The sequence below is a fragment of the Bacillus sp. 275 genome (assembly GCF_001999205.1).
GTDB lineage: Bacteria > Bacillota > Bacilli > Bacillales > Bacillaceae > Bacillus > Bacillus velezensis.
On record NZ_CP019626.1, the window covers coordinates 1,049,294 to 1,072,176 of the forward strand.

A 22,883-nucleotide genomic window follows, 5' to 3' on the forward strand; every position below is an offset into this window, starting at 1 on the left:
GTGCCGCTCCTTACAAATCCCCGTTTAATTTCGAATGCTTTCTCGAATATAAGAAATAAATCACCAGACCGATGATCAGCCAGATAAAGAAACGGAATATGGTGGTGGCGCCGAGGTTAATAATCAAAAACACGCAGAACAGAATGGACAATATCGGAATAAAGGGAACCCCCGGACATTTAAAAGCCCTTGGCAGATCAGGCTGTTTCTTTCTCAATACGATAACCGCCACTGAAATCAGGACAAATGCGGCAAGCGTGCCGATGTTCACCAGCTTCGCCAGTTCATCAAGCGGGACAAGCGAGCCGAGTAATGCCGACAGGATGCCGAACACCCATGTCACCACGTGCGGCGTTTTATGCTTCGGATGGACTTTTGAAAGCGCCCCCGGCACCAAACCGTCACGGGACATGGCAAACATCACCCTCGTCTGGCCGTACAGCATGACGAGCATCACCGTTGTCATCCCCAACACTGCGCCGATATCAATAATCCCGGCCACCCAATTCTGTCCGGCCATCTGCAGGACGAGAGACACGGGATGGTCAACGCCTTCAAAGCGGGCAAACGGAACGACGCCCGTCATAATCGCCGATACGGTCACATACAGCACGGTGCAGACGATTAATGAAAAGATAATTCCTTTCGGCAGATCCTTCGCCGGATTTTTCGTTTCTTCAGCGGCGGAAGAGACGGCGTCAAAACCAATAAAAGAGAAGAAAACGAGCGCCGCGGCACTGAAAACACCGCCGAACCCCATCGGTATAAACGGCTGCCAGTTGTGAGGTTTGACATATACGGCCGCAACGGCGATAAACAATAGAACAACCAGAACCTTCAAAATGACCATAATATTATTGACCCGCTTCGATTCCTTAATGCCTAAATAGAGGAGGAATGTAATCGCAAGCACGATAACAAATGCGGGGAGATTAAAGAATGTGACCGTGCCTTTAATGGATCCCGGCGCGGCCGTTAATGCAGTCGGAAGATGAATGCCGAAGCCCGCCAAGAATGATTGAAAATAGCCGGACCAGCCGACCGAAACCGCGCTGACGGCGAGCATATATTCCAAGATTAAATCCCATCCGATGATAAACGCGAGAAGTTCACCCAGTGTCGCATAAGTAAACGTGTAGACGGAACCTGAAACCGGGACGCTTGAAGCAAATTCGGCATATGACAGAGCCGCAAATAAACACGCAAGAGCGGCGATGACAAATGAAACGGTCAGCCCCGGCCCCGCCGTGACAGCGCCTGTTCCGGTTAATACAAAAATCCCCGTTCCGATGATGGCCCCTATCCCCAGAAGGGTCAGATCAAAGGCCCCTAACTCTCTTTTCAGCGACTTTTCCCCGCCCGTTGCGGCAAGCAGGTCCTGAATGCTTTTCTTTCTGAATACGCTCCCCTTCATCTGCTTCACTCCTTGTAAATCAATATATGTTAGAATATTCAGATAACAATAGCGATAATGACTAAATTCTTATTTTTCGCATGAAATGTTTCAGCACATCATCCCTTTCTCCTATGTCATATTATAGCGAAAAATATAAAAATGAAAATAACTTTTTTTGAAAATTCTATATATTATTTTTAGTTTTCATAAAACAGAACTCAGCGGATTCTCCACTGTGAAATATTAACATTAGTGATTCAGCTGGCGACGTCCATTTTTTGAAAATCGTATTCATATGTACGTTCAAATAAAAATCCCGCACTCTTTAAAAGCGCGGGATAAGACTTGCGTATTATGTTGAAATAAATCTTCCGCCATTTACGTGAATGGTTTGCCCCGTCATATAGGAAGATTCGTCTGAAGCCAGAAGCACGTAAGCTCCGGCGTGTTCCGCAGGCTGTCCCGGTCTTCCCATCGGAGTGTCCAGACCGTGCTTTTCCACCTTTTCTTCAGTAAACGTTGCCGGAATCAGGGCGGTCCAGATCGGGCCAGGGGCCACCGCATTAACTCTGATCCCCTGATCGGCCAATGACATCGCCATTGAACGCGTAAAGGAAACGATGCCGCCTTTCGTGCACGAATAGTCAATCAATGATGTGTCTCCCTGATAAGCGGTAATAGACGTTGTATTAATGATGGCGCTCCCTCTTTGCAGGTGGGGCAGCACGGCTTTTGTCATATGAAACATAGAAAACATGTTTGTACGGAATGTCTTCTCCAGCTGTTCAGCTGTAATATCAAGAATCCCGTTTTGCGGATGCTGCTCAGCCGCATTATTAACGAGAATATCTATTTTTCCGTAGCGATCTAAGACTTGCCGGACCGCCTTCTGACAATGCGCCTCATCACCGACGTCTCCCGGAATTAACAGGCATTCGGCCTGGTATTCTTCCGCACGCTTTTTCGTTCTCTCAGCATCGGCATGTTCGTCTAGGTACAGGATGGCAAGGTCCGCCCCTTCCTTCGCATAAGCGATCGCAGCCGCTGCGCCGATGCCGCTGTCTCCGCCCGTGATGACGGCGACTTTTCCTTTTAATCTGCCCGACCCTTTTACATCCGGGTCCTCCAAGAGCGGTTTCGGCTCCATGTCTGACTCAATGCCGGGCTGGCGGTTTTGCACCTGCGGCTTTTGTCCTTCCGTCTGTCTGTCCATCGGATTCATATTCTCACACTCCTGCAATTGGTATTACTGAGACGATACCACGCAGTGCGGGGAGTTAAACGGACAAATATGCCGGTAATTAAAGCTGCTGAGCCGTTTCGGGAAAAGCGCCGGTGTATTTCGCAGACGGCCTGTAAATCATGTTGTCAACGGACTGTTCAAGCACGTGTGCGCACCAGCCTGCCATTCTGCTTGCTGAAAAGGTCGGCGTAAACAAATCATTGTCGACATCAATGGCCTGCATCACAGCCGCTGCGTAAAACTCCACATTCGTATACAGCTTCCGTCCGGGCTTATATTGCTCTAACAGGCGGATGGCTTCCTTCTCCACATAAAGCGCCAAGTCAAGCGCCGGATCATTTCCCGCCACTTCTTCAGCCTTTATGCGCAGCGCTTCCGCCCGCGGGTCTTTTGTTTTGTACACCCTGTGCCCGAAGCCCATCAGGCGTTCTCCCCTCATAAGCTTCGCTGCCAAATACGCTTCTGCATTTTCTTTTGTCCCGATGTCTTCAAGCATTTTCGTGACGCCTGAAGGCGCGCCTCCGTGCAGCGGCCCTTTCATCGTACCCAGTGCGGCAGTGACGGCAGACACTAAGTCCGATTCAGTCGAAACGGTGACTCTCGCCGAAAAAGTCGATGCATTCATCCCGTGCTCCATCGCCAGGATCATATACGTCTCAAGCGCTTTCTTTTGGGCTGCGGACGGCTGCCTGCCTGTCAGCATATACAAATAGTTTTCAACGTGTCCGTATCGCGCCTCAGGTGACAACGCTTCCTGCCCTTGTTTACGGCGATATCTGTACGCAATAATCGTCGGTGTGACGGCAATCAGTTTAATCGCTTCTTCCGGCTTGGGCGGATATGTAAATGAATCTGTGCCCAAACCTGAAACAGCCGTTCTCAGCACCGCCATGTCATCCATTTCATCCGGAAGCGTTTCCAGTAAGTCGATCAAATGTTTCGGAAGCCCGCGCTCGGCTGCAAGTTCTTCCTGAAACGCAAGCAATTGCCGCTCATCAGGAAGCGCCCCGTTCAAAATGAGATACGCCGCTTCTTCAAAACTGGATTGCAGCGCGATATCCTTCGCGTCATAGCCGCGATATATTAAATGCCCCTTTTCTCCGTCAATGTGGCTGATCGCCGTTTCTGCACAAGTAATCCCTTTCAATCCACGATAAATCAATTTCATTCCCCCTTATCCTCTTTCTGTTATTATAGTAAATATAATATTTAAAAAATAATGAATATTTTTAAGGGAATTAATTAAAACTTTTAATCAGAGGAGTGCATCTATGGATTTTAAATGGCTTCACACCTTCGTCACCGCAGCAAAATATGAGAATTTCAGAAAAACGGCGGAAACGCTTTTTTTATCTCAGCCGACCGTCACCGTTCATATAAAATTATTAGAGAAAGAAATCAGCTGCAAGCTGTTTCAGCGGAGCGGCCGGAAAATACAATTGACGGAAGAAGGAAAAGCATACGTGCCGTTTGCCATGAGGCTTTTGGAAGACTATGAAAACAGCATGGCGGAGCTGCACAGGGTGCGCCAGGGCTACTCGCACACGCTGACACTCGCTGTTTCGCCGCTTATCGCCGACACCGTTCTCCCGTCTGTCATGAAGCGTTATACAGAGGACAATAAAGAAACCGAAATGACGGTCACCATTTTCGAATCGGAAGAAATCGCCTCTCAAATCAGAAACGGCTCAGCCGATATCGGACTGAGCTGCTTAAAGGTGCAATCATCTTCCCTCACTTGCCGCCCCCTGTACAATGACCCCGTTGTCCTCGTCGCGCCGCCCGGCCGAAAACCCGGAACAGGGAAGGCGGATGAAGTGAAAGACCTGTTCGGACAATATCTGCTTTTGACCCATAACCATCCTGACTATTGGGATGATTTGCTCCGCCAGGTCAGAATACAGTTCCCTTTCGTCAGGACAATGAAGGTGACACAGACGCATATTACGAAACGATTTATTAAAGAGGGGCTGGGTGTCTCATTTCTGCCGCTGTCAGCGGTACGGGCCGAACTCGCCGCAGGCAGCATGATTGAAATTCCGTGCGAATTCGCCCAGATGCCGAGCGCGGGCGCATACGCCATCGCCCTCTATGAAAATGAAAAAAAGAAAACCTTTTTAGATTTTTTATCACATTTTCATTTTTAGGTGAAACAAATGGAGCTCTGTCCCGTCTAAATAAAAAACCCGTTCTGATGAACGGGTTTCTATCTCTGCTAGAATCTTTTCGCGCCCAGGTAGCGCGGTTTCCAGTAGCTGTTATTCAGATCACTTGTTGTGACGCCGTCAGAACCGGCATGGATGAACTTGTTGTTTCCGATGTACACACCCATGTGTGAAGGGCCGGCCTGATATGTTGTAAAGAAGACGAAGTCTCCTCTTGACGGGCTGGACACGCTCTTCATTGAGCTCCAGTATCCCGCAGTGCTCGTTCTGCCGACACTCGTCTGTTTGTTTAACAGGTACCAGATAAATCCGCTGCAGTCAAAGCCGGAAGTCGTTGTTCCGCCCCATACATACGGCGTCCCGGTTAAAGATTGCGCATCAGAAATCAGCTTGTTTACATTCAGGCTCGTCTGTGCAACATTATGGCTGGATGAAGGCTGCTTTGATGACGAAGATCCCGAAGACGTTGAACCGGAAGTTGATCCCTTTACTTTAAGAACTTGTCCGATGCGGATCAGGTCCGTTTTTAAACCGTTTAAACTTTTTAATTGGTTTACCGTCATTTTATATTTATTCGCAATTTTCCAAAGGCTGTCGCCTTTTACGACTTTATATGTAGACGATGATGACTTGCTGCTTGAGCTTGAACCTGAGGATGATTTACCGTTGATCGAAAGCGTCTGACCGATGTAAATGATATCCGATTTTAATTTGTTCTCAGATTTAATGGAATTAATTGACGTTCCGTACCGATTTGAAAGTCCCCATAATGTATCGCCTTTTTTTACCTTAATCGTTTGCGCAGATGCCGCGCCCGCAAACAAAGTCGTCCCCAAAACCACTGCCGTTGTTGCTGTAACAAGTTGCTTTTTCATATTTTCCTCCCTGAATGATTCTATCTATTTTATGTGTCTCTTTTTTAAAGTTTTTATCTGTTTCCTATTATAAGGTTCAATTTCCACTAGAAATAGACTTGACTTCCCGTGACAAATTTCTTACTAATTCGTTTTAGAAAAAAGTTTTTAAGGGTATTAAATATTTCAATTTGATTTCAAACGTGACGAAAAACGAGTCAATTTGTCATGTTTTTTTCCTGTGATCCTCGTATTTTGGAAAAACAAAGCAGTTTATTTTCCAAATAACCCCTTGTTAAAAAAATCCTCGACTTTTTCAAAAAAGTGAATGGTTTTCATCCTTTCTTGAAAACATAAGTTACACCGGAATTTACATTTCTAACAATGTTTCACCTGAAATTTACAGGAGGAACAGGCGCTCTTTACAAACACCCCCTACCATTAGACATGCAGACACGATTAAAGGAGGACGAGTGAGAATGAGTCTATTTAAACAGGTTCGATCAAAACTTCTGCCGGCGGCAGCCGTATCCGTGCTGACAGCCGGTCTGATTGCGGGCGCGGGGCTTCAGCACTCCGAACAGGCTGCGGCAAAAAAACAGCCTGACAAAAACGAAATCAGAAACGTCATCTTCATGGTCGGCGACGGAATGGGCGCTCCCTATATGAACGCCTACCGTTCGGTCATTAACAAAGGAAAGCCTTCGGATGGTATGAAACTGACGGCATTCGACCCCAATCTCGCCGGTATGATGATGACTTATCCTGACGATCCTGATTCCAATATTACCGATTCCGCGGCGGCTGGCACGGCAATGGCCACAGGCGTGAAAACGTATAACGCGGCGATCGGAGTCAATAAAAAAGGAAAGCGGGTAAAATCCGTCCTCGAAGAAGCGAAACAAAGAGGGAAATCCACCGGACTTGTCGCAACTTCGGAGATTGCCCACGCCACCCCTGCGGCATTCGGAGCCCATAACAAATCCCGAAAGAACATGGATGACATCGCAAGCAGCTACTTTGATGACCGCATCAACGGAAAACAGAAAGTCGATGTGCTCCTCGGAGGCGGCAAGTCAAACTTTATCCGTAAAGACCGCAATGTAACAAAGGATTTCAAAAAAGCGGGATACAGCTACGTGACATCAAAACAGGAGCTCAAAAAGGATCGTAACAAGAAGATTCTCGGCCTGTTTGCCGATGGCGGACTCGACAAAGCAATCGACCGATCAAACGCCGTCCCTTCATTAGAAGACATGACAACGGCAGCGATCGACAGGCTGAACAAGAATAAAAAAGGGTTTTTCTTAATGGTCGAAGGCAGCCAAATTGACTGGGCGGGACATGACAATGATATAGTCGGCGCAATGAGTGAAATGAAGGATTTTGAAAAAGCGTATAAAGCAGCGATCGCATTTGCCAAAAAGGACAAACATACGCTTGTCGTTGCCACGGCAGATCATACCACCGGCGGATTGACGATCGGCGCGAATGACGATAAAAACTGGCATGTTGAACCGATTCTTGCCGCAAAAAAAACCCCGGCATTTATGGCTGACCAAATCAAAGCGGGCAAATCCGTATCTTCCGTGCTTGCGCGTTATACAGACCTGAAATGGTCAAAAGCTGAAATCAAACAGATCGAAACGGCCGCAAAACAGGATGCTGACAAGAGCATCTACAAAGCGATCATTAAGCTCTTTAATGCGAAAACCAACAGCGGCTGGACAACCGGCGATCATACAGGCGAAGAAGTTCCCGTTTACGCATACGGTCCGGGAAGAGAGTCATTTACGGGGCTTTTAAACAACACGGACCAGGCCAAAAAGATCTTTCACATCCTGAAACACGGAAAATAAAAAAGGATGCGGGGGTTTCCCCGCATCCTTTCTTCTTTTACAGATATCTCCGGTGCACTCCTTTGCCGTCATACGAAAACATCACTTCTCTGTCTTCAAGAACAGATTCGATGTGCACGCTCCTGCCCCACAGCTGGTACAGATACGGCAGCACTTTCTCCAAATATTTCAGATCAAGCTCAATTCCCTCATACCAATGTTTAATATAAAGCTCATTATTCTTCAGGTAATCCCCGTCATTGACGGTCAGATAAGGAAATCCCCCGTTGACCCTCATGTTCACGAGCTGGTCGCGCACGGCCTTCCATTCTTTGTCGATCACTTTATAGTCCCTGCCCTGCTTTTGGAATAAATACAAATCCTCACGCATTACGAGATCTTTCGTCAAATAATTGCGGATAAATGATATATCCGATTCAATTTCCCTGACCTCAAACATTTTTTCGCGTCCGGAACCGGGCTTTACCCCTGTTTTTTTCATTTCATCTGTCGGGTTATCATAACGCTCTTCGATGTCTTCAAAAATTTTCAGCCCTAAATAATACGGGTTGATTCCCGTTTTTGACGGCTGAACGACGCCTGCGTTCAGCTTCGCAAATTCGATGGCTTCATCTGAAGTCAGGTCAAGCTCGCGGATAATCCGCTGATGCCAATAGGATGCCCAGCCTTCGTTCATGATTTTCGTTTCCAGCTGAGGCCAGAAATACAGCATTTCTTCTCTCATCATGGTTAAAATGTCACGCTGCCACGGTTCAAGCTCCCGCGAATGTTCCTCGATAAACAGCAGAATATCTTTTTCCGGCCGGGGCGGAAACGGTTTTTTCCCTTTTTTCTTTTTCAGCTGCTTCGGCTTATCCATTCCCCATAAATCATCGTAAGGCGATGGCGCGGTTTCTTCTTCGTCCTCCTCTTCGTCATCGACGCTCCACAGCAGCTTCGGCCTGACGAGCGACGGATCGATATGCTCCTGAACCGCCAGAATGGCATCTAAAAAGGACTCCACCTCTTTGATCCCGTGAATTCTTTCATAATGCTTAATCCGCTCCGCCGCAGCCGCCATACTCTCAACCATGTCCCGGTTCGTATTTTGAAAGCGGCAGTTATGTTTGAAAAAATCACAATGGGCAAGAACATGGGCTACAATTAATTTATTTTGGATCAGCGAATTGCTGTCCAGCAAAAAAGCGTAGCAAGGGTTGGAATTAATGACAAGTTCATAAATTTTGCTCAAACCGAGATCATAATGGAGTTTCATCTTGTGAAATTGTTTGCCGAAACTCCAATGGCTGAATCTCGTCGGCATGCCGTACGCGCCGAATGTATAAATAATCTCAGCCGGACAAATTTCATATCTCATCGGGTAGAAATCAAGGCCGAAACCCTTCGCAATGTCGGTTATTTCCTCAATTGCCCGCTGTAAACCTTTTGTCTCCTCCGCGTTCAACCGAATCCCCCCTACTTGGACTTATTTATAATGTATGACCCCTCCTCTCAAAAGATGAAATAACAGATCGGTTTCCGTCTGAAAACTTTCGGCACACCTGCCCCGTTTGCTTTATATGTAAGTGGGTAAAACACACACCATACCCCAAAAAGAAAAGGAGCGATTCTACTTGAATACAGCAGACATGCTAACGACGTATCTCAGCAAACTCCCGAATCTGGTCATTGCACTGCTCGTCCTGCTTATCGGCTGGGGCATTGCCAAAATCATTGAAAAAGCTGTATACAAAGGCCTGCAAAAAACAAAAATCGACGACAGACTGTTCGCCGAAACAAAGCCGGCGCGCTATTCCTCAGAAAAAGTCATCAGTAAAGTCATTTATTTTATCGCATTAATCATCGTTTTTATTCTATTCTTTAACATTCTGCATCTGACAACCGTGGCTTCGCCTTTTGTCAGCATGCTGTCAGCGATAACGGCGGCTGTGCCGAGCATTTTAAAAGCCGGCCTGATTCTGCTGTTGGGCTGGGCGGCCGCTTCGCTTTTCAGCTATCTCGTCAAAAAAGCGGGCATGAAACTCGCTGAAAACGGCCGGCTCAGAAAATGGACAATGGTGTCTGAAGAAGCGGAGATGAGCAAATCCGTTACGGCCGCTTCACGAATCGTTTTTTACTTCGTCTTGCTCTTGTTCCTGCCCGGCGTCTTGGCCGCTCTCCAAATCAGCGGAGTATCAGGGCCGTTTACAAATATGATCCAAAGCGTTTTGTCCTTTATACCGAAATTATTCGCCGCGGCGCTGATTGTTTTAATCGGCTGGCTTGTTGCCCGCCTCGTCCGTGATATCGTCACAAACTTTCTGGCGAGTATCGGCACGGAAAGGCTCGCCGCACGTATGGGGCTTTCTATATACCTGAAGGATACAAGCCTGTCGGCAATCATCGGAACGATTGTCTACGTGATGATTTTCATTCCGGTGATCATTTCTGCGCTTGACCGGCTTGATGTGGCGGGTATTTCTGAACCGGCGTCAGCCATGCTGCACACGGTCTTCACAATGCTCCCTAATATCATCATCGGTATCGTGCTGATCATCGCCGGCATCTGGATCGGAAAATGGGTCAACAGCATTGTATCCGGGCTCTTGCACCGGGCCGGTTTCGACTCTCTTCTCGGTAAAATGGGTTTTGAACAGACGGGTACCCCGAAGCTGACGCTTTCTCAGACGGTCGGCATGATTGTTCAGATTATCATCGTCCTGCTGTTTACGGCAGAGGCGCTGCAGCTTGTTCATCTCGAATTTCTCGTCGTTATCGCAACAGGTATTATCGCTTACCTGCCTAATGTTCTGGCCGCTGTATTTATTCTCGGAATCGGACTTTTGGCCGGACAGCTCGTCAGCAGGCTGCTTGCCGGCATGCTGAGCGGAAAGGAATTCAGATTCCTGGCGCCGCTTGCGAAATATACCATTATCACTCTTTCAATCTTTATGGCGCTGGATCAGCTCGGTGTCGCCGACACGATCGTAAATGCCGCGTTTATTCTGATTCTGGGCGGTTTCGCGCTTGCCTTCGGACTTTCATTCGGTCTTGGCGGAAAAGATTTCGCCTCTCGTTATCTCGCAAAATTGGATCGCAAAATTGAAAAACATCAATCGGCTGACGATCGGAAGCCGCCGATGTCTTAACGAAAAAAACGTGTGCTCAGAAGGAGCGCACGTTTTTTTTTGAGTTAAGGGGGCAAATTCCTTTTTTTTCATTTTAGATTCATATATGATAGACTGTAACAGAAGCAAAATCTCTTTTTTCGAGGTCATTCTATGAAATTAACGAACTATACCGATTATTCTTTACGCGTTTTGATTTTTTTGGCTTCCAGACATTCCGATGAACTTTCCAACATAAAAGAAATCGCAGATACTTATTCCATCTCTAAAAACCACCTTATGAAAGTCATTTACCGCCTCGGCCAGCTCGGATATGTCGAAACGATCCGGGGCCGGGGAGGCGGAATCCGTTTAGGAATGACACCGGAAGACATAAACATTGGAGAAGTCGTTCGAAATACAGAAGACGACTTTAACATCGTAGAATGCTTTGACTCCAAAAAAAATCTCTGTATCATATCTCCCGCCTGCAACTTAAAGAACCTTCTGAATGAAGCCCTGCAAGCTTACCTGGCCGTTTTAGACAAATATACGTTAAGGGATCTGGTCAAAAATAAAGAGGAGATTATGAGACTGCTCAGAAGCTGAAGGAATGCCCGCATTCCTTCTTTTTTTATGCCGGCATAAGAAAAAAGGACTATTTCTATTAATATGATAAACGATTGCAGACAAGTGCCGATATAAAGATTATCATTACTGATATCCTCACCTTGCGGCTGCAACGAATGGGGATAGTAAAATCATCGCAGGAAAAGGGAGATTCATTATGAAAAAAAAGGTAGCGGTCGGTTTGACTGCATCTGCGATCGTCGGGTCTGCGTTAGCTGTAACACCGGCAGAAGCACAAACGATTAAGGTTAAAAGCGGAGATTCATTATGGAAGCTTGCCCAAAACTACAATACAAGCGTGGATGCCATTACATCAGCCAATCATCTAAAATCCACCGTTCTTTCTATCGGGCAGACGCTCAACATTCCTAACGGCAAATCAGATTCCGGCAGCAAAAAGCCATCTTCAAAGAACAGCGGCACGACTAAAAGCGTTTATACAGTGAAAAGCGGCGACTCGCTGTGGCTGATCGCATCTGATTTTAAAATGTCCGTACAGGAACTGAAAAAATTGAACGGTCTGACAAGCGACTTAATCCGCGCGGGACAGAAGCTGCAAGTGACGGGGAAAGTTTCCTCAAGCACCGATCAGAAAAAAACCGCTCCTGGCAGCAGCTCAAACAGCAGCAAAAAGCAGTCATCATCTTCCGGGACGTATAAAGTCAAACTCGGCGATTCACTATGGAAGATCGCAAACAGCGTCAATATGACCATTGCGGAACTCAAAGTATTAAACAACTTAAAAACGGATACGATCTACGTAAACCAAGTCCTGAAAACAAAAGGAACGTCTTCTTCGGGAAACACGCCGTCAAAGGACAATTCAAACCAAAATAAAAACCAGACGCAAACGTCCTCCTATACAGTAAAAAGCGGAGACTCACTCTGGAAAATCGCAAACGCATACAACATGACGGTTCAGCAAATCAGAAGCATCAACAAACTGACGTCAGACATGCTGCGGGTCGGACAAGTGCTTAAGCTGACCAAAACGTCATCTTCCGGCTCTTCGACTTCACCGTCAACTCCGAACCAGTCCGGAAATACAGGGAAAACCACTACATATACCGTGAAAAGCGGGGATTCTTTATGGGTGATCGCCCAAAAGTTCAATGTGACCGCCCAGCAGATCCGCGAGAAAAACAATCTGAAAACAGACGTTCTTCAAATCGGACAAAAGCTGACGATTACCGGGCAGCAGACAAACACGACTCCGAATCAGTCCGGCAACACAGGCGGCACAGGTTCAACAAGCGCGAAGATTAATGTAATGATCGATGCCGCAAAAGCTCAGCTGGGCGTACCGTATGTATGGGGCGGGACGACGCCGAGAGGCTTTGACTGCAGCGGTTTCATTTATTACGTTCTCAATAAGGTCACTTCTGTATCCAGACTTTCAGCCGCAGGCTACTGGAATACGATGACATCAGTCAGCCAGCCGGCGGTCGGTGACTTTGTCTTTTTCTCAACTTATAAAGCCGGACCTTCCCACGTCGGTATTTATCTCGGGAACGGCCAGTTTATTAATGCCAACGATTCGGGTGTCGTTATTTCCAGCATGAACAATTCCTATTGGAAACAGCGTTACCTCGGCGCAAAACGTTTCTTCTGATATCTGACAAGCTGTACGGCCTCAATAAGGCTGTGCAGCTTTTTTTACAGTCTGAAAATATTAATGCTGATCACGTGTTTTGTTACGGGATGGAAATACACTTCAGCACGGGATGAAAACGTTTCTTTTGCTGTTTGCACCGTTACGCGAAACACATCTTTCGTCTGTTCCCGGTTCACTTTTGTACGGCCCATGTACGAATAATCGGTAAGCTCGGCCCCCTTGTATTCACGTTCAAGCTGGTTCCATGCGAGCTGTTCCCATTTTTCAACTGACGGATCAAGGTGTTCTGTATGCCCTTTTTCAGCGATCGAGGCAATGAGAATGCCGCAAAACAAGAGGGCAAGCACAAATGGAAGGGATTTCATCTTTATGTTCTCCTGAGTCGTTTTTTGTCAATCTTAGCGTGTCCAAAGAAGAGACGGTTATGCGGTTTTATTTTATGTCTCCCTCATATTGCTATGCCGCTGTGATAAGGCCACCAACTTTTCCCCCGTTGCATCGGTCTTCGACGGCATAAACTAACGGAGAACTTCTCATTGAAAGGAGAAGCGTAAGATGGATCATGCGGATTATGATAAAGCCTTATATTACACACACCGGTCTCAATGGGACAATTTGTTAATTTTGATGGTTCGTACAAAAGATGATTTATTATCAAAGCGTATTGAGCACTTTCTGCACGCGTATCATTTCGAATATGATCATGCGGTGCTTGAAAAAGAGCTGTATTCCCTTCTCGGGTATATTGATCATGCGACAGAGCTCGCTTATGAAGATCAATTAGCCATGCTGACATAAAACAATCCCGGCGTCAGACGCCGGGATTTCTTGTATTTGTGAACATATTCAGCTCTTCGATCATCTCTTTCAGGCTGATCGCCATATCCTCAGATACGGTCCGGCGCTCCATGTCAATGTGAATCGGGTCTAAGACCAGCTGTTTCGGGATGACATTTGCATAAACGCCCCGCATGACCGTCCGCATATTCGCCAGCGCGTTCATGCCTCCTTTTCCTCCGCCCGCCGCGGCAATGATTGCCACCGGTTTGTATGCCCAGTGATCGCTGCTTAAAAAATCGATGGCGTTTTTTAAAGCGCCGCTCATGCCGCTGTGATACTCGGGAGATAATAAGACGACGGCCGCCGACTTTTTCACCTGCCGCCTTAACTCTTGCACTGCAGGCAGCTCGTTCTGTTCTTCTTCACCGTTATAAAGCGGCAGTTCACTTTCGCTCAAATCAATAAAATCGGTATGAAACCGATCTCTTATATAAGAAGCGGCAATTCTAGTCCGCCCGTTTTTTCTCGGTGTGCCGCTGATCACTAATATGCTCATCATTTTACCGCCTTTCCAAAAACATTATATTTTACCGCATACAATGCCGCCTGCGTCCGATCGGAAAGATTCAGCTTTGACAGCAGGTTGGACACGTGGGTCTTCACTGTTTTTTCTGAAATAAACAGTGCCGCCGCAATTTCCTTATTGCTTTTCCCTTTGGCTATTTCTTGAAGAACATCTTTTTCACGGGGGGTGAGCTGATCATATTTTTCCTTATCCTGATCGTCCTGAACCATATGGGTCAGCACGTGAGGCACAATATCCGCCGACAGCCGGTAACGTCCGGAATACACTTCCCAGAGCGTTTTCACTAAATCATCGGGCTGGGCGTCTTTCAGCTGATACGCTTTTGCGCCGGCTTTAAGGGCGGGAATGACATGCTCCTGATCAGAATAGCTCGTCAAAACGACGATACTGATGTCCGGAAATCGTTCAGCCGCAATTTTTGCCGCTTCTATGCCGTCCATATCAGGCATTGATAAATCCATCAAAATCATGTCCGGCTCCGTCTTTTCAGCTTGCTGAAGCGCTTCAGCACCGGTGGACGCCTCACCGACAACTTCAATGTCTTCCTGAGTGGCGAAGAAATAGCGCAGTCCTTTGCGGACAACGTGATGATCATCAGCAATCACAATTTTCATCAATCAGACCTCCTGTCCTGAAACGGAAGCCGAACGGAGACAATCGTTCCGGCGCCAAGCTCGGATTGCAGTGTAAAGCGGCCGCCGATTGCTTCAGCCCGCGCTTTCATGCCGGCCACGCCGAGCGATGGGAGCACAGTATGCGCATCAGCGCTGAAGCCCGCTCCACGGTCGCTAATGTGAAGCTCTGCGCAATCCGGCTTTTTAACGGCGGAAATGATAACCCGGCCCGTTCCCGCATGCTTTTTACAGTTATTCAAGGCTTCCTGGGCGATCCGCCAAAGCGCGTGTTCCTGTTCATCCGTAAGCTCCAGCTCATCCTCCATTTCACAAACGGCTTCCAGGCCGATAAGAGCGGCATAGCTTTTGATCGACGCATACAGCCCTTTCGTCAAACTTTCCGGCTTCAGCTGCCAAATAAGCGCCCTCATTTCTGTTAGCGCATCATGAGACAGCTCTTGAATAAACGTAATCATCTGCCGGAGCCGATCATCATCTGTAAAGCTCTTTGCGGCTTTGCCGTTAAGCTGACAGAAAACAGCATCTGATTGACGGAATCATGCAGCTCTTGCGCAAGTCTGCTTCGTTCCATCAACAGGGCGTTCTGCTGCTCAAATTCGGCCAATTTCATCCGCTGAATCGCCGTCCCGATTTGAAATGCAACCGCTTCAAGCAGATGCAGTTCTTCTTCGTTGAAAAATGTCTTTTCGCTTGCGGCGACGTTTAATAAACCGAACTTCCGGCCGCCGTCCTCAAGCGGTACGGTCGCATGATGGGTAATGCCCTCCGTATCGCGGCAGTTCGTCGTCTGTTCCGCAAATTCAATCCGTTTACAATTCATTATGTTTACGGCCTTTGTCAATCCGCCATTGCTGAATTTGGTCAGACAATAGCATTCCCCGCTGCACATCAGTGCATTTTCCCGCTGACCGAGAGCCGGCGGTAAATAAGCGGATGCGGCGAGCGTATAAGACCCGTCCGGCTCAATCAGAAAAATCCACCCTGTCTGCAGCCCGGTCAGGCTGAGCAGTTCGCGAAGCACTTTATCAAGCGCTTCCTTTAAATCGTGGCTTTGGTTTAAGGTTTCCGCAATCGCTTTTAACGTTTTTAACGTTTCTACCGTCGTTTTCGTCAATTTCCCTCACTCCGGCCAATCAGAATTATCCATATTATATCAATTCTTTTCTGTATATTCCTTTGTTTTCAGCATGAATTTTCCTCATACTTTCGGATGAGGCGTATAAAAAAACCGCCGGAAGTCGCTTCCGGCGGTTTGTTGTTTATTTCGTTTTTTCCACTATGCCATCCACCGTTTTCATGACGGCTTCAGATAATGCGGCAAGACGCTGTTCGCTGTCTTGTAAAGAAGTTCCCTTCACGGCGAAATAGAACTTCACTTTCGGCTCCGTTCCCGATGGACGAAGGCAGAACCAAGAGCCGTCTTCAAGGAAATATTTCAGGACATTTGACTTCGGCAGATCAATATCTTCTTCATGATGATCGGCAAATACAGTCCGTTTTCCCGTTGAATAGTCTTCAGCCTGCGTGATTTGTTTTCCGGCCATCTGCTTCGGCGGATCGTTTCGGAAGGAAGTCAGGATAGCGGAAATCTGCTCTGCTCCCTGTTTTCCTTTTAACGTCAATGACTTCAAGCCTTCACGGTAATATCCGTATTCTTTAAAAATGGACAGCAGCGCGTCATAAAGCGACATGCCCTGCTTTTTATAAAAGGCGCATACCTCGACGGCTAACAGCGCAGCCTGGATCGCGTCTTTGTCACGCGCGAAATCGCCGATTAAGTAGCCGTAGCTTTCTTCATACCCGAACTGGAACGTGTATTGGCCTGATTTTTCATATTCTTTGATCTTTTCACCGATAAATTTGAAGCCTGTCAGCGTGTCAACCGTATCTAATCCGAACGATGAAGCGACGGCGCGGCCCAATTCGCTCGTGACAATCGTTTTCATGACGACACCGTTTTCAGGAAGGGCGCCCTGTTTTTTCTTCTCGGAAAGCAGGTAATGCAATAAAAGCGCGCCTGTCTGGTTTCCCGTCAGCACTGTGTACTTGCCTTCGCTGTTTTTTACGGCAATGCCGAGACGGTCGGCATCCGGGTCCGTAGCGACGAGAATATCAGCGTTTTGTTCTTCTCCGAGTTTAATGGCATATTCGAATGCCGCGTGCTCTTCCGGATTCGGCGATTTGACGGTTGAAAAATCCGGGTCCGGCAGCTCTTGCTCCTTTACGACGGTGACGTTTTTGTAACCGAGTGCTTCAAGACCGCGGCGCACCGGTTTATTTGCCGTGCCGTGCAGCGGAGTGAACACGACGCTGACATCCACTTCAGCCGAAAGTTCGGGATGTACGGAGATGGAAGTCAGTTCTTCAGTATATGGTTTATCAATTTCTTCACCGATTATTTTAATCAAACCTTTTTCTTTCAGCGACTGTTCATCTTCAACTTGAATCGTTAATTCATTTTCTATGGCATTCACTTCCGCAATGACGATGTCCGCTTCTTTCGGCGGCAGCTGTGCGCCGTCATCGCCATACACTTTATATCCGTTATATTCAGGCGGGTTATGGCTGGCCGTCACGACGATACCGGCATAAGCGTTCAGCTTTCTCACCGCAAAAGACAGCTCAGGCGTCGGGCGGAGCTCATCAAATACGTATGTTTGAATGCCTTGGGAAGCAAGGGTTTTTGCAGCTTCCATCGCAAACTCAGGAGATTTATGACGGGAGTCGTATGCGATCGCAACCCCTCTTTTTTTCGCGTCTTCCCCCTGTTTCGCGATATACGCCGCAAGTCCGGCGGATGCTTTGCGGACCGTGTAAATATTCATCCTGTTCGTACCCGGCCCGATTTCTCCCCTCATGCCTCCTGTTCCGAACTCAAGATTTTTGTAGAAAAAATCTTCCAGCAGCTGCTCGTTTCCTTCTGCGTCCGCCAATAATTTTTTCAATTCTGAATCTAATTGTTCGGCCTGATTCCAGCGTTCGTAACTCTTACTCCAACTCATGTTCGTCCTCCTATAATTTCAGCTTATGACCATATTTTAATATGAAGCGGCTGCCCGTGTCACTTGATAACTTAACCAAATGCTTTATGTAAAAAGATAAAAGAAGGGCTCATGCCTTTTCGGCACAGCCCTCCGGTTATTATTGTTCGAGCGGAACAACCGCGTCGTGCAGCAGCGTATTTAACCACTCAGTGTGTTTTTCTTTCGTTTCGTCATTCCATTGGAATCGGTCGCTCATGTAATCAATCACGGCTGTTTTATACGTTTGCACCCATTTGATGTCGAAGAACAGTCTTCCCGTTCTGCGGACGAAGAAATCGGCAGGTGTCGCAGCCATTTCTTCTTCGATGCTGTAAGCTGCTTCAGCCAAAATGTGAACCGGAATCTGGCGTTTTTCCGCTTCGTCTTTCAGACCTTCAATCCGGCTGAATACATTTTCAACGTTAGAGCCGTATCTGATGGCTAACTGCTTAGCGGTTTCCTGTGATAATCCGATTTTCAAGCCGTCTTTTGTCTTTGCTTCCACAAATGACTCGAAGTTTTTAGAGCCGCCGACATGTCCGCCGGAAATCGGCATCGTCTTCGTCTTGCAGCCGCCGAAGTCCTGGCCGCCCTCTTCTTTCAAGCGGTCGCGGACAAGATCGACAATGTGCTCAGCCATTTTACGGTAGCCCGTCAGTTTTCCTCCGGCGATCGTAATCAGGCCTGATTGAGATGTCCAGATTTCATCTTTACGGGAGATCTCAGACGGGTCTTTCCCTTCTTCGTGAATAAGCGGTCTGAGGCCGGCCCAGCTTGATTCAATATCGTCCGCCGTAATGTTCAGTTCCGGGAACATATAATTGATGGAGCTGACGACATAATCGCGATCCTGCACCGTCATGCGCGGGTGCTCAAGTTTTTGTTTGTAAACCGTATCGGTCGTACCCACGTATGTTTTTCCTTCACGCGGAATGGCGAACACCATCCGGCCGTCCGGCGTATCAAAGTACACCGCCTGTTTAAGCGGGAATACGGATTGGTCGAATACGAGATGGACCCCTTTTGTGTGCTGAAGATGTTTTCCGCTTTTGCTGTGGTCTTTTTCTCTCAGCTCGTCGACCCACGGACCTGTCGCATTGACGATTTTTTTGGCGTAAACTTTGTATTCCTTGCCTGACAGCAGATCTTCAATTAAAACGCCGACAACTTTTCCTTTTTCATAAAGCAGTTCTTTCACTTTAGAATAGTTGACAGGCTCCGCACCGAATTTAACGGCTTCTTTCATGACTTCAATCGTCAGTCTCGCATCGTCCGTCCGGTACTCTACATAATAGCCTCCGCCTTTTAAGCCGTCTTTTTTGACGAGCGGCTCTTTTTGCAGCGTTTCTTTAGCAGACAGCATGCTTCTGCGCTCTGATTTTTTTACTCCCGCTAAATAGTCATACACACGCAGGCCGATGGAAGTAGAGAATGAACCGAACGTGCCGCCTTTATGAAACGGCAGCAGCATCCATTCCGGCGTCGTGACGTGCGGGCCGTTTTCGTACACGATGGCACGTTCCTTACCGACTTCTGCAACCATTTTGACTTCAAATTGCTTCAGATAACGCAAACCGCCGTGGACAAGCTTTGTGGATCTGCTTGATGTGCCGGCCGCGAAATCCTGCATTTCGCTCAAAGCGACTTTCATTCCCCTTGAAGCAGCGTCAAGCGCCGTACCGGCACCCGTAATACCTCCCCCTATAATAAACAGATCGTATGTCTTTTTAGTCATGTCTTCCAGCATATGATCCCGTTCCAAACTTGAAAATTGGTGATTCATCATTACGTTTCCTCCTTGTTGTCACGGTATAGAAAAAGAGACCACAACAGCCAAAGCGCAGTTATCACTTTGGTGCTGTGGTCTCTCCTCATCTCAGGACCGTTCCTATTAACTTGTTTTCAGTATACCACATTTTTATCTTATTTAAAAGCCATAGCTGCATTTACTGCTTTTTTCCATCCGCCGTACAATTCATCGCGTTTTTCATCTTCCATTTCCGGTTTGAATTGCTTATCAAGGTTCCATTGATCAGCGATTTCAGTGCTGTCCTTCCAGTAGCCGACAGCGATTCCGGCCAAATACGCGGCACCGAGCGCCGTCGTTTCATTAATTTCCGGACGTTCGACCGGCACATCAAGCAAGTCGCTCTGGAATTGCATGAGGAAGTTATTTTTTACCGCTCCGCCGTCTACACGCAATGTTTTTAAAGAGATGCCTGAATCAGCCTCCATGGCATCAAGCACATCTTTCGCCTGATAAGCGAGAGATTCAAGCGTAGCCCGGATGAAATGCTCCTTCGTCGTTCCGCGTGTCAGGCCGAAAACTGAGCCGCGCACGTCACTGTCCCAGTACGGTGTGCCTAATCCGACGAAAGCGGGCACGACATAAACACCGTCAGCGGAATCCACACGCTCTGCGTATGTCTCGCTTTCTTTTGAATCTTGGAACATCCGCATGCCGTCTCTCAGCCATTGGATGGCAGAACCTGCGACAAAGATGCTTCCTTCCAGTGCATACTCGACTTTTCCGTCTAATCCCCAGGCGATTGTCGTCAGAAGGCCGTGATCAGAAGTGATGGCTTTTTCTCCGGTATTCATCAGCATAAAGCAGCCTGTGCCGTATGTGTTTTTCCCCATGCCTTCTTCAAAGCACGCCTGACCGAACAGCGCAGACTGCTGGTCTCCGGCCGCTCCCGCAATCGGAATGTTTTTACCGAAGAAATGATAATCAACCGTTTTCGCGTACACATGAGAAGACGGTTTCACTTCCGGCAGCATTGATTTCGGCACGCCTAAAATATCAAGCAGCTCGTCATCCCATTTTAATTCATGTATATTAAACATCAGCGTTCTTGAAGCGTTGGAATAATCCGTTACGTGCGCCGCCCCTCCGGACATTTTCCAGATGAGCCATGAATCAATCGTTCCGAACAGAAGACTTCCGTTTTCCGCTTTTTCCCGCGCGCCTTCTACATTGTCAAGAATCCATTTGACTTTCGTTCCTGAGAAATAAGGGTCGATCAAAAGTCCCGTTTTTTCTCTGAATGTATCATTATATCCTTTTTCACGAAGCTCTTCGCAAATGCCGGATGTTTGTCTCGATTGCCAGACAATCGCATTGTATACCGGCTTTCCGGTATCTTTATCCCATACGACCGTCGTTTCCCTTTGGTTCGTGATGCCGATGCCGGCAATTTGATCAGCGCTGATTCCGGACTCGGAAATCACAGTCGCGATAACGGCGAGCACCGATCCCCAGATTTCGTTCGCATTGTGCTCCACCCAGCCCGGCTGAGGGAAATGCTGTGTGAATTCCTTTTGAGCGGAATGCACGATTTTTCCTTCTTTATTAAAAAGAATCGCTCTTGAACTTGTTGTGCCTTGGTCAATTGATAAAATATAGGTCTCCATGATGCCGCTCTCCTTTTTAAATATATTCAGAATTTGATAATGTTTTCCGTGATTGAGATTTCTTGGTATAAATATAGAGTATGAAAAGCACTACAACCATTATAACGCTTACAAACCAAAAGCTAGGTGTCACATTTCCTTTAAACGCGGCATTGTAAAATACGCCGCCGAACGCACCGCCCATGATCGGACCGATTACGGGAATCCAGGCATATTTCCAATTTGAAGGCCCTTTTTTCGGGATCGGCAGAAAGGCGTGAGCGATTCTCGGCCCCAAATCCCGCGCAGGGTTGATCGCATATCCGGTCGTCCCTCCAAGAGAAATCCCGATGGCAACGATGAGGAATCCGACAATCAGCGGGTTCAGCCCTTTTGTAAATTCATTCGCTCCGATTGCCAAAATGCCGAGCACAAGCACAAACGTACCAATGACTTCACTTATCATATTCCCAAATGTATGAGGAATACTCGGGCCGGTCGAGAAAACGCCCAGTTTAGCGGCCGGATCATCCGTCGCCTTCCAATGCGGCAGATAATGAAGGTACACAACAACCGCACCGATCATTGCTCCGATCATCTGTCCCGCAATATAAACAGGTACCTCTTTCCAAGGAAAGCTGCCTTCAAGCGCAAGGCCTATCGTTAAAGCCGGATTCAAGTGGGCGCCGCTGATGCTGCCGACGGCATATGCCGCCATGGCTACTCCCAATCCCCAGCCGAATACAATAACAATCCATCCGGATTGGTATGAAAGCGATTTCTTTAAATTGACTCCCGCACAAACGCCGCCGCCGAAAATAACAAGCAGCATTGTACCGATTACTTCTCCCCAAAATGCTGTCATCATCATTCCTCCTAAATGACATAATAGCAGGTTTGACAGAGTTATAGAGAATAAAAAACCCACAACAAACCGCTTTACGCTTTATTGCTTCCGTAAAGAGCTGTTGTGGGTCTCCGGGTCTCCATCACATAGTATTAACCTAGGTCTATTGTAACAATGGGTGTAAGCGGTGTCAATCTTTTTTTGTCATAGAATGTTCATATTTAGCCCATAGTTCGGTGTCTGAAGTCGTCACGGCCGTGGCTCCTGCCTGCAAGGCGTTTTCAACGTCCTGCTCCGTGCGGATGAAGCCTCCGGCAAAAATCGGAATCCCCGTCATTTCTTTAATTTCTCTGATTAAAGTCGGAACGATGCCCGGGAGAACCTCGATAAAGTCAGGCTTATGCTTTCCGACGAATTCCATGCTTTTCTCCATGGCGCTTGTATCCAAGAGAAACAGACGCTGGATCGCGTATATTTTCTTTTGTTTCGCTTTGACGATGACTGATGATCTCGTCGAAATGATGCCTGCGGGCCGGATATCCTGGCAAATGAACTCCGCACCGTATTCATCATGCTTAATGCCGTGGATTAAATCGACGTGAACCATCAGAAGTTTTCCGTGTTTTTTCGCTTCATTCACGACACCTTTTAATTGACCGAGGTGGATATCTAAAATGACGCCGTATAAGAACGGACTTTCTAAAAATGCATCGAATTGCTTCATGTTCCGGATTGCCGGTAGAATCTGCTGGTTGTGAAAACTCATGTTTT

General features: G+C 47.3%; 19 protein-coding genes and 1 pseudogene. 6 read left to right on the forward strand and 14 right to left on the reverse strand.

Annotation, left to right across the window (positions count from 1 at the left end; all coding sequences use genetic code 11):
• Positions 1-10: 10 nt before the first annotated feature.
• The 3 genes from BZ167_RS04740 to BZ167_RS04750 all read right to left on the reverse strand — a co-directional run bounded on the left by BZ167_RS04740 (position 11) and on the right by BZ167_RS04750 (position 3,801).
• Positions 11-1,414: a branched-chain amino acid transporter BcaP gene (locus BZ167_RS04740; RefSeq protein WP_007409268.1), complete on the reverse strand. Its 1,404-nt coding sequence runs from the start codon at positions 1,412-1,414 to the stop codon at positions 11-13.
• Between the two features lie 334 nt (positions 1,415-1,748).
• Positions 1,749-2,618: an SDR family oxidoreductase gene (locus BZ167_RS04745; RefSeq protein WP_060674952.1), complete on the reverse strand. Its 870-nt coding sequence runs from the start codon at positions 2,616-2,618 to the stop codon at positions 1,749-1,751.
• 79 nt (positions 2,619-2,697) lie between these two features.
• Positions 2,698-3,801, reverse strand: a complete 1,104-nt coding sequence (locus tag BZ167_RS04750; RefSeq protein ID WP_060675177.1) for a citrate synthase/methylcitrate synthase — start codon at positions 3,799-3,801, stop codon at positions 2,698-2,700.
• A 109-nt stretch (positions 3,802-3,910) separates the two neighbouring features.
• Here BZ167_RS04750 and BZ167_RS04755 point away from each other — a divergent pair, with 109 nt between their 5' ends.
• On the forward strand, positions 3,911-4,786 hold the full coding sequence (locus tag BZ167_RS04755) for a transcriptional regulator CitR (protein ID WP_007409271.1): 876 nt from the start codon (positions 3,911-3,913) through the stop codon (positions 4,784-4,786).
• A 68-nt stretch (positions 4,787-4,854) separates the two neighbouring features.
• Here BZ167_RS04755 and BZ167_RS04760 read toward each other — a convergent pair whose 3' ends face one another.
• Positions 4,855-5,679, reverse strand: coding sequence for a C40 family peptidase (locus tag BZ167_RS04760; protein WP_015417118.1), 825 nt, complete (start codon positions 5,677-5,679; stop codon positions 4,855-4,857).
• Between the two features lie 458 nt (positions 5,680-6,137).
• On the opposite strand from BZ167_RS04760, the gene BZ167_RS04765 reads away from it, so the two are divergent.
• Positions 6,138-7,517 carry an alkaline phosphatase PhoA gene (locus BZ167_RS04765; protein ID WP_077391948.1) on the forward strand — a complete coding sequence of 460 codons (1,380 nt, stop codon included), beginning with the start codon at positions 6,138-6,140 and terminating at the stop codon, positions 7,515-7,517.
• A 37-nt stretch (positions 7,518-7,554) separates the two neighbouring features.
• Here BZ167_RS04765 and BZ167_RS04770 read toward each other — a convergent pair whose 3' ends face one another.
• The gene (locus tag BZ167_RS04770) at positions 7,555-8,961 is read right to left on the reverse strand and encodes a SpoVR family protein (protein WP_033574462.1); all 1,407 of its coding nucleotides are present in this window, start codon (positions 8,959-8,961) and stop codon (positions 7,555-7,557) included.
• Between the two features lie 169 nt (positions 8,962-9,130).
• On the opposite strand from BZ167_RS04770, the gene BZ167_RS04775 reads away from it, so the two are divergent.
• The 3 genes from BZ167_RS04775 to BZ167_RS04790 all read left to right on the forward strand — a co-directional run bounded on the left by BZ167_RS04775 (position 9,131) and on the right by BZ167_RS04790 (position 12,845).
• Complete coding sequence (locus BZ167_RS04775; RefSeq protein WP_015417116.1) at positions 9,131-10,645, forward strand: mechanosensitive ion channel; 1,515 nt, start codon at positions 9,131-9,133, stop codon at positions 10,643-10,645.
• Positions 10,646-10,777: 132 nt separating this feature from the next.
• On the forward strand, positions 10,778-11,212 hold the full coding sequence (gene nsrR / locus BZ167_RS04785; RefSeq protein WP_007610306.1) for a nitric oxide-sensing transcriptional repressor NsrR: 435 nt from the start codon (positions 10,778-10,780) through the stop codon (positions 11,210-11,212).
• Between the two features lie 178 nt (positions 11,213-11,390).
• Positions 11,391-12,845, forward strand: coding sequence for a peptidoglycan endopeptidase LytF (locus tag BZ167_RS04790; RefSeq protein WP_039252199.1), 1,455 nt, complete (start codon positions 11,391-11,393; stop codon positions 12,843-12,845).
• Between the two features lie 44 nt (positions 12,846-12,889).
• Here BZ167_RS04790 and BZ167_RS04795 read toward each other — a convergent pair whose 3' ends face one another.
• A complete protein-coding gene (locus BZ167_RS04795) occupies positions 12,890-13,213 on the reverse strand; it encodes a DUF3889 domain-containing protein (RefSeq protein ID WP_031378436.1) in 324 nt (107 codons plus the stop codon).
• 190 nt (positions 13,214-13,403) lie between these two features.
• Between BZ167_RS04795 and BZ167_RS04800 the strand changes: the two genes are divergently transcribed.
• Complete coding sequence (locus tag BZ167_RS04800) at positions 13,404-13,646, forward strand: YhdB family protein (protein ID WP_003155335.1); 243 nt, start codon at positions 13,404-13,406, stop codon at positions 13,644-13,646.
• A 13-nt stretch (positions 13,647-13,659) separates the two neighbouring features.
• On the opposite strand, the gene BZ167_RS04805 is transcribed toward BZ167_RS04800, so the two are convergent.
• The 8 genes and pseudogenes from BZ167_RS04805 to BZ167_RS04840 all read right to left on the reverse strand — a co-directional run bounded on the left by BZ167_RS04805 (position 13,660) and on the right by BZ167_RS04840 (position 22,878).
• Complete coding sequence (locus BZ167_RS04805) at positions 13,660-14,184, reverse strand: NADPH-dependent FMN reductase (RefSeq protein ID WP_060674951.1); 525 nt, start codon at positions 14,182-14,184, stop codon at positions 13,660-13,662.
• Positions 14,184-14,828: a response regulator gene (locus BZ167_RS04810; protein ID WP_015417113.1), complete on the reverse strand. Its 645-nt coding sequence runs from the start codon at positions 14,826-14,828 to the stop codon at positions 14,184-14,186. The genes BZ167_RS04805 and BZ167_RS04810 overlap by 1 nt, the downstream gene beginning before the upstream one ends.
• A pseudogene (locus tag BZ167_RS04815) lies at positions 14,828-15,963 on the reverse strand (GAF domain-containing sensor histidine kinase). Before BZ167_RS04815 ends, BZ167_RS04810 begins: the two are co-directional and overlap by 1 nt.
• 145 nt (positions 15,964-16,108) lie before the next feature.
• Complete coding sequence (locus tag BZ167_RS04820) at positions 16,109-17,851, reverse strand: phospho-sugar mutase (RefSeq protein ID WP_012117166.1); 1,743 nt, start codon at positions 17,849-17,851, stop codon at positions 16,109-16,111.
• Positions 17,852-17,990: 139 nt separating this feature from the next.
• Positions 17,991-19,658 (reverse strand): glycerol-3-phosphate dehydrogenase, encoded by a 1,668-nt coding sequence (gene glpD / locus BZ167_RS04825; protein ID WP_003155341.1) that lies wholly within the window; start codon positions 19,656-19,658, stop codon positions 17,991-17,993.
• A gap of 137 nt (positions 19,659-19,795) precedes the next feature.
• Positions 19,796-21,286 carry a glycerol kinase GlpK gene (glpK, locus tag BZ167_RS04830; RefSeq protein ID WP_007409284.1) on the reverse strand — a complete coding sequence of 497 codons (1,491 nt, stop codon included), beginning with the start codon at positions 21,284-21,286 and terminating at the stop codon, positions 19,796-19,798.
• Between the two features lie 16 nt (positions 21,287-21,302).
• Entirely contained in the window at positions 21,303-22,130 is an 828-nt protein-coding gene (locus BZ167_RS04835; RefSeq protein ID WP_015417110.1) for an MIP/aquaporin family protein, read from the reverse strand.
• Positions 22,131-22,302: 172 nt separating this feature from the next.
• Complete coding sequence (locus tag BZ167_RS04840; RefSeq protein ID WP_007610287.1) at positions 22,303-22,878, reverse strand: glycerol-3-phosphate responsive antiterminator; 576 nt, start codon at positions 22,876-22,878, stop codon at positions 22,303-22,305.
• Positions 22,879-22,883: the final 5 nt, after the last annotated feature.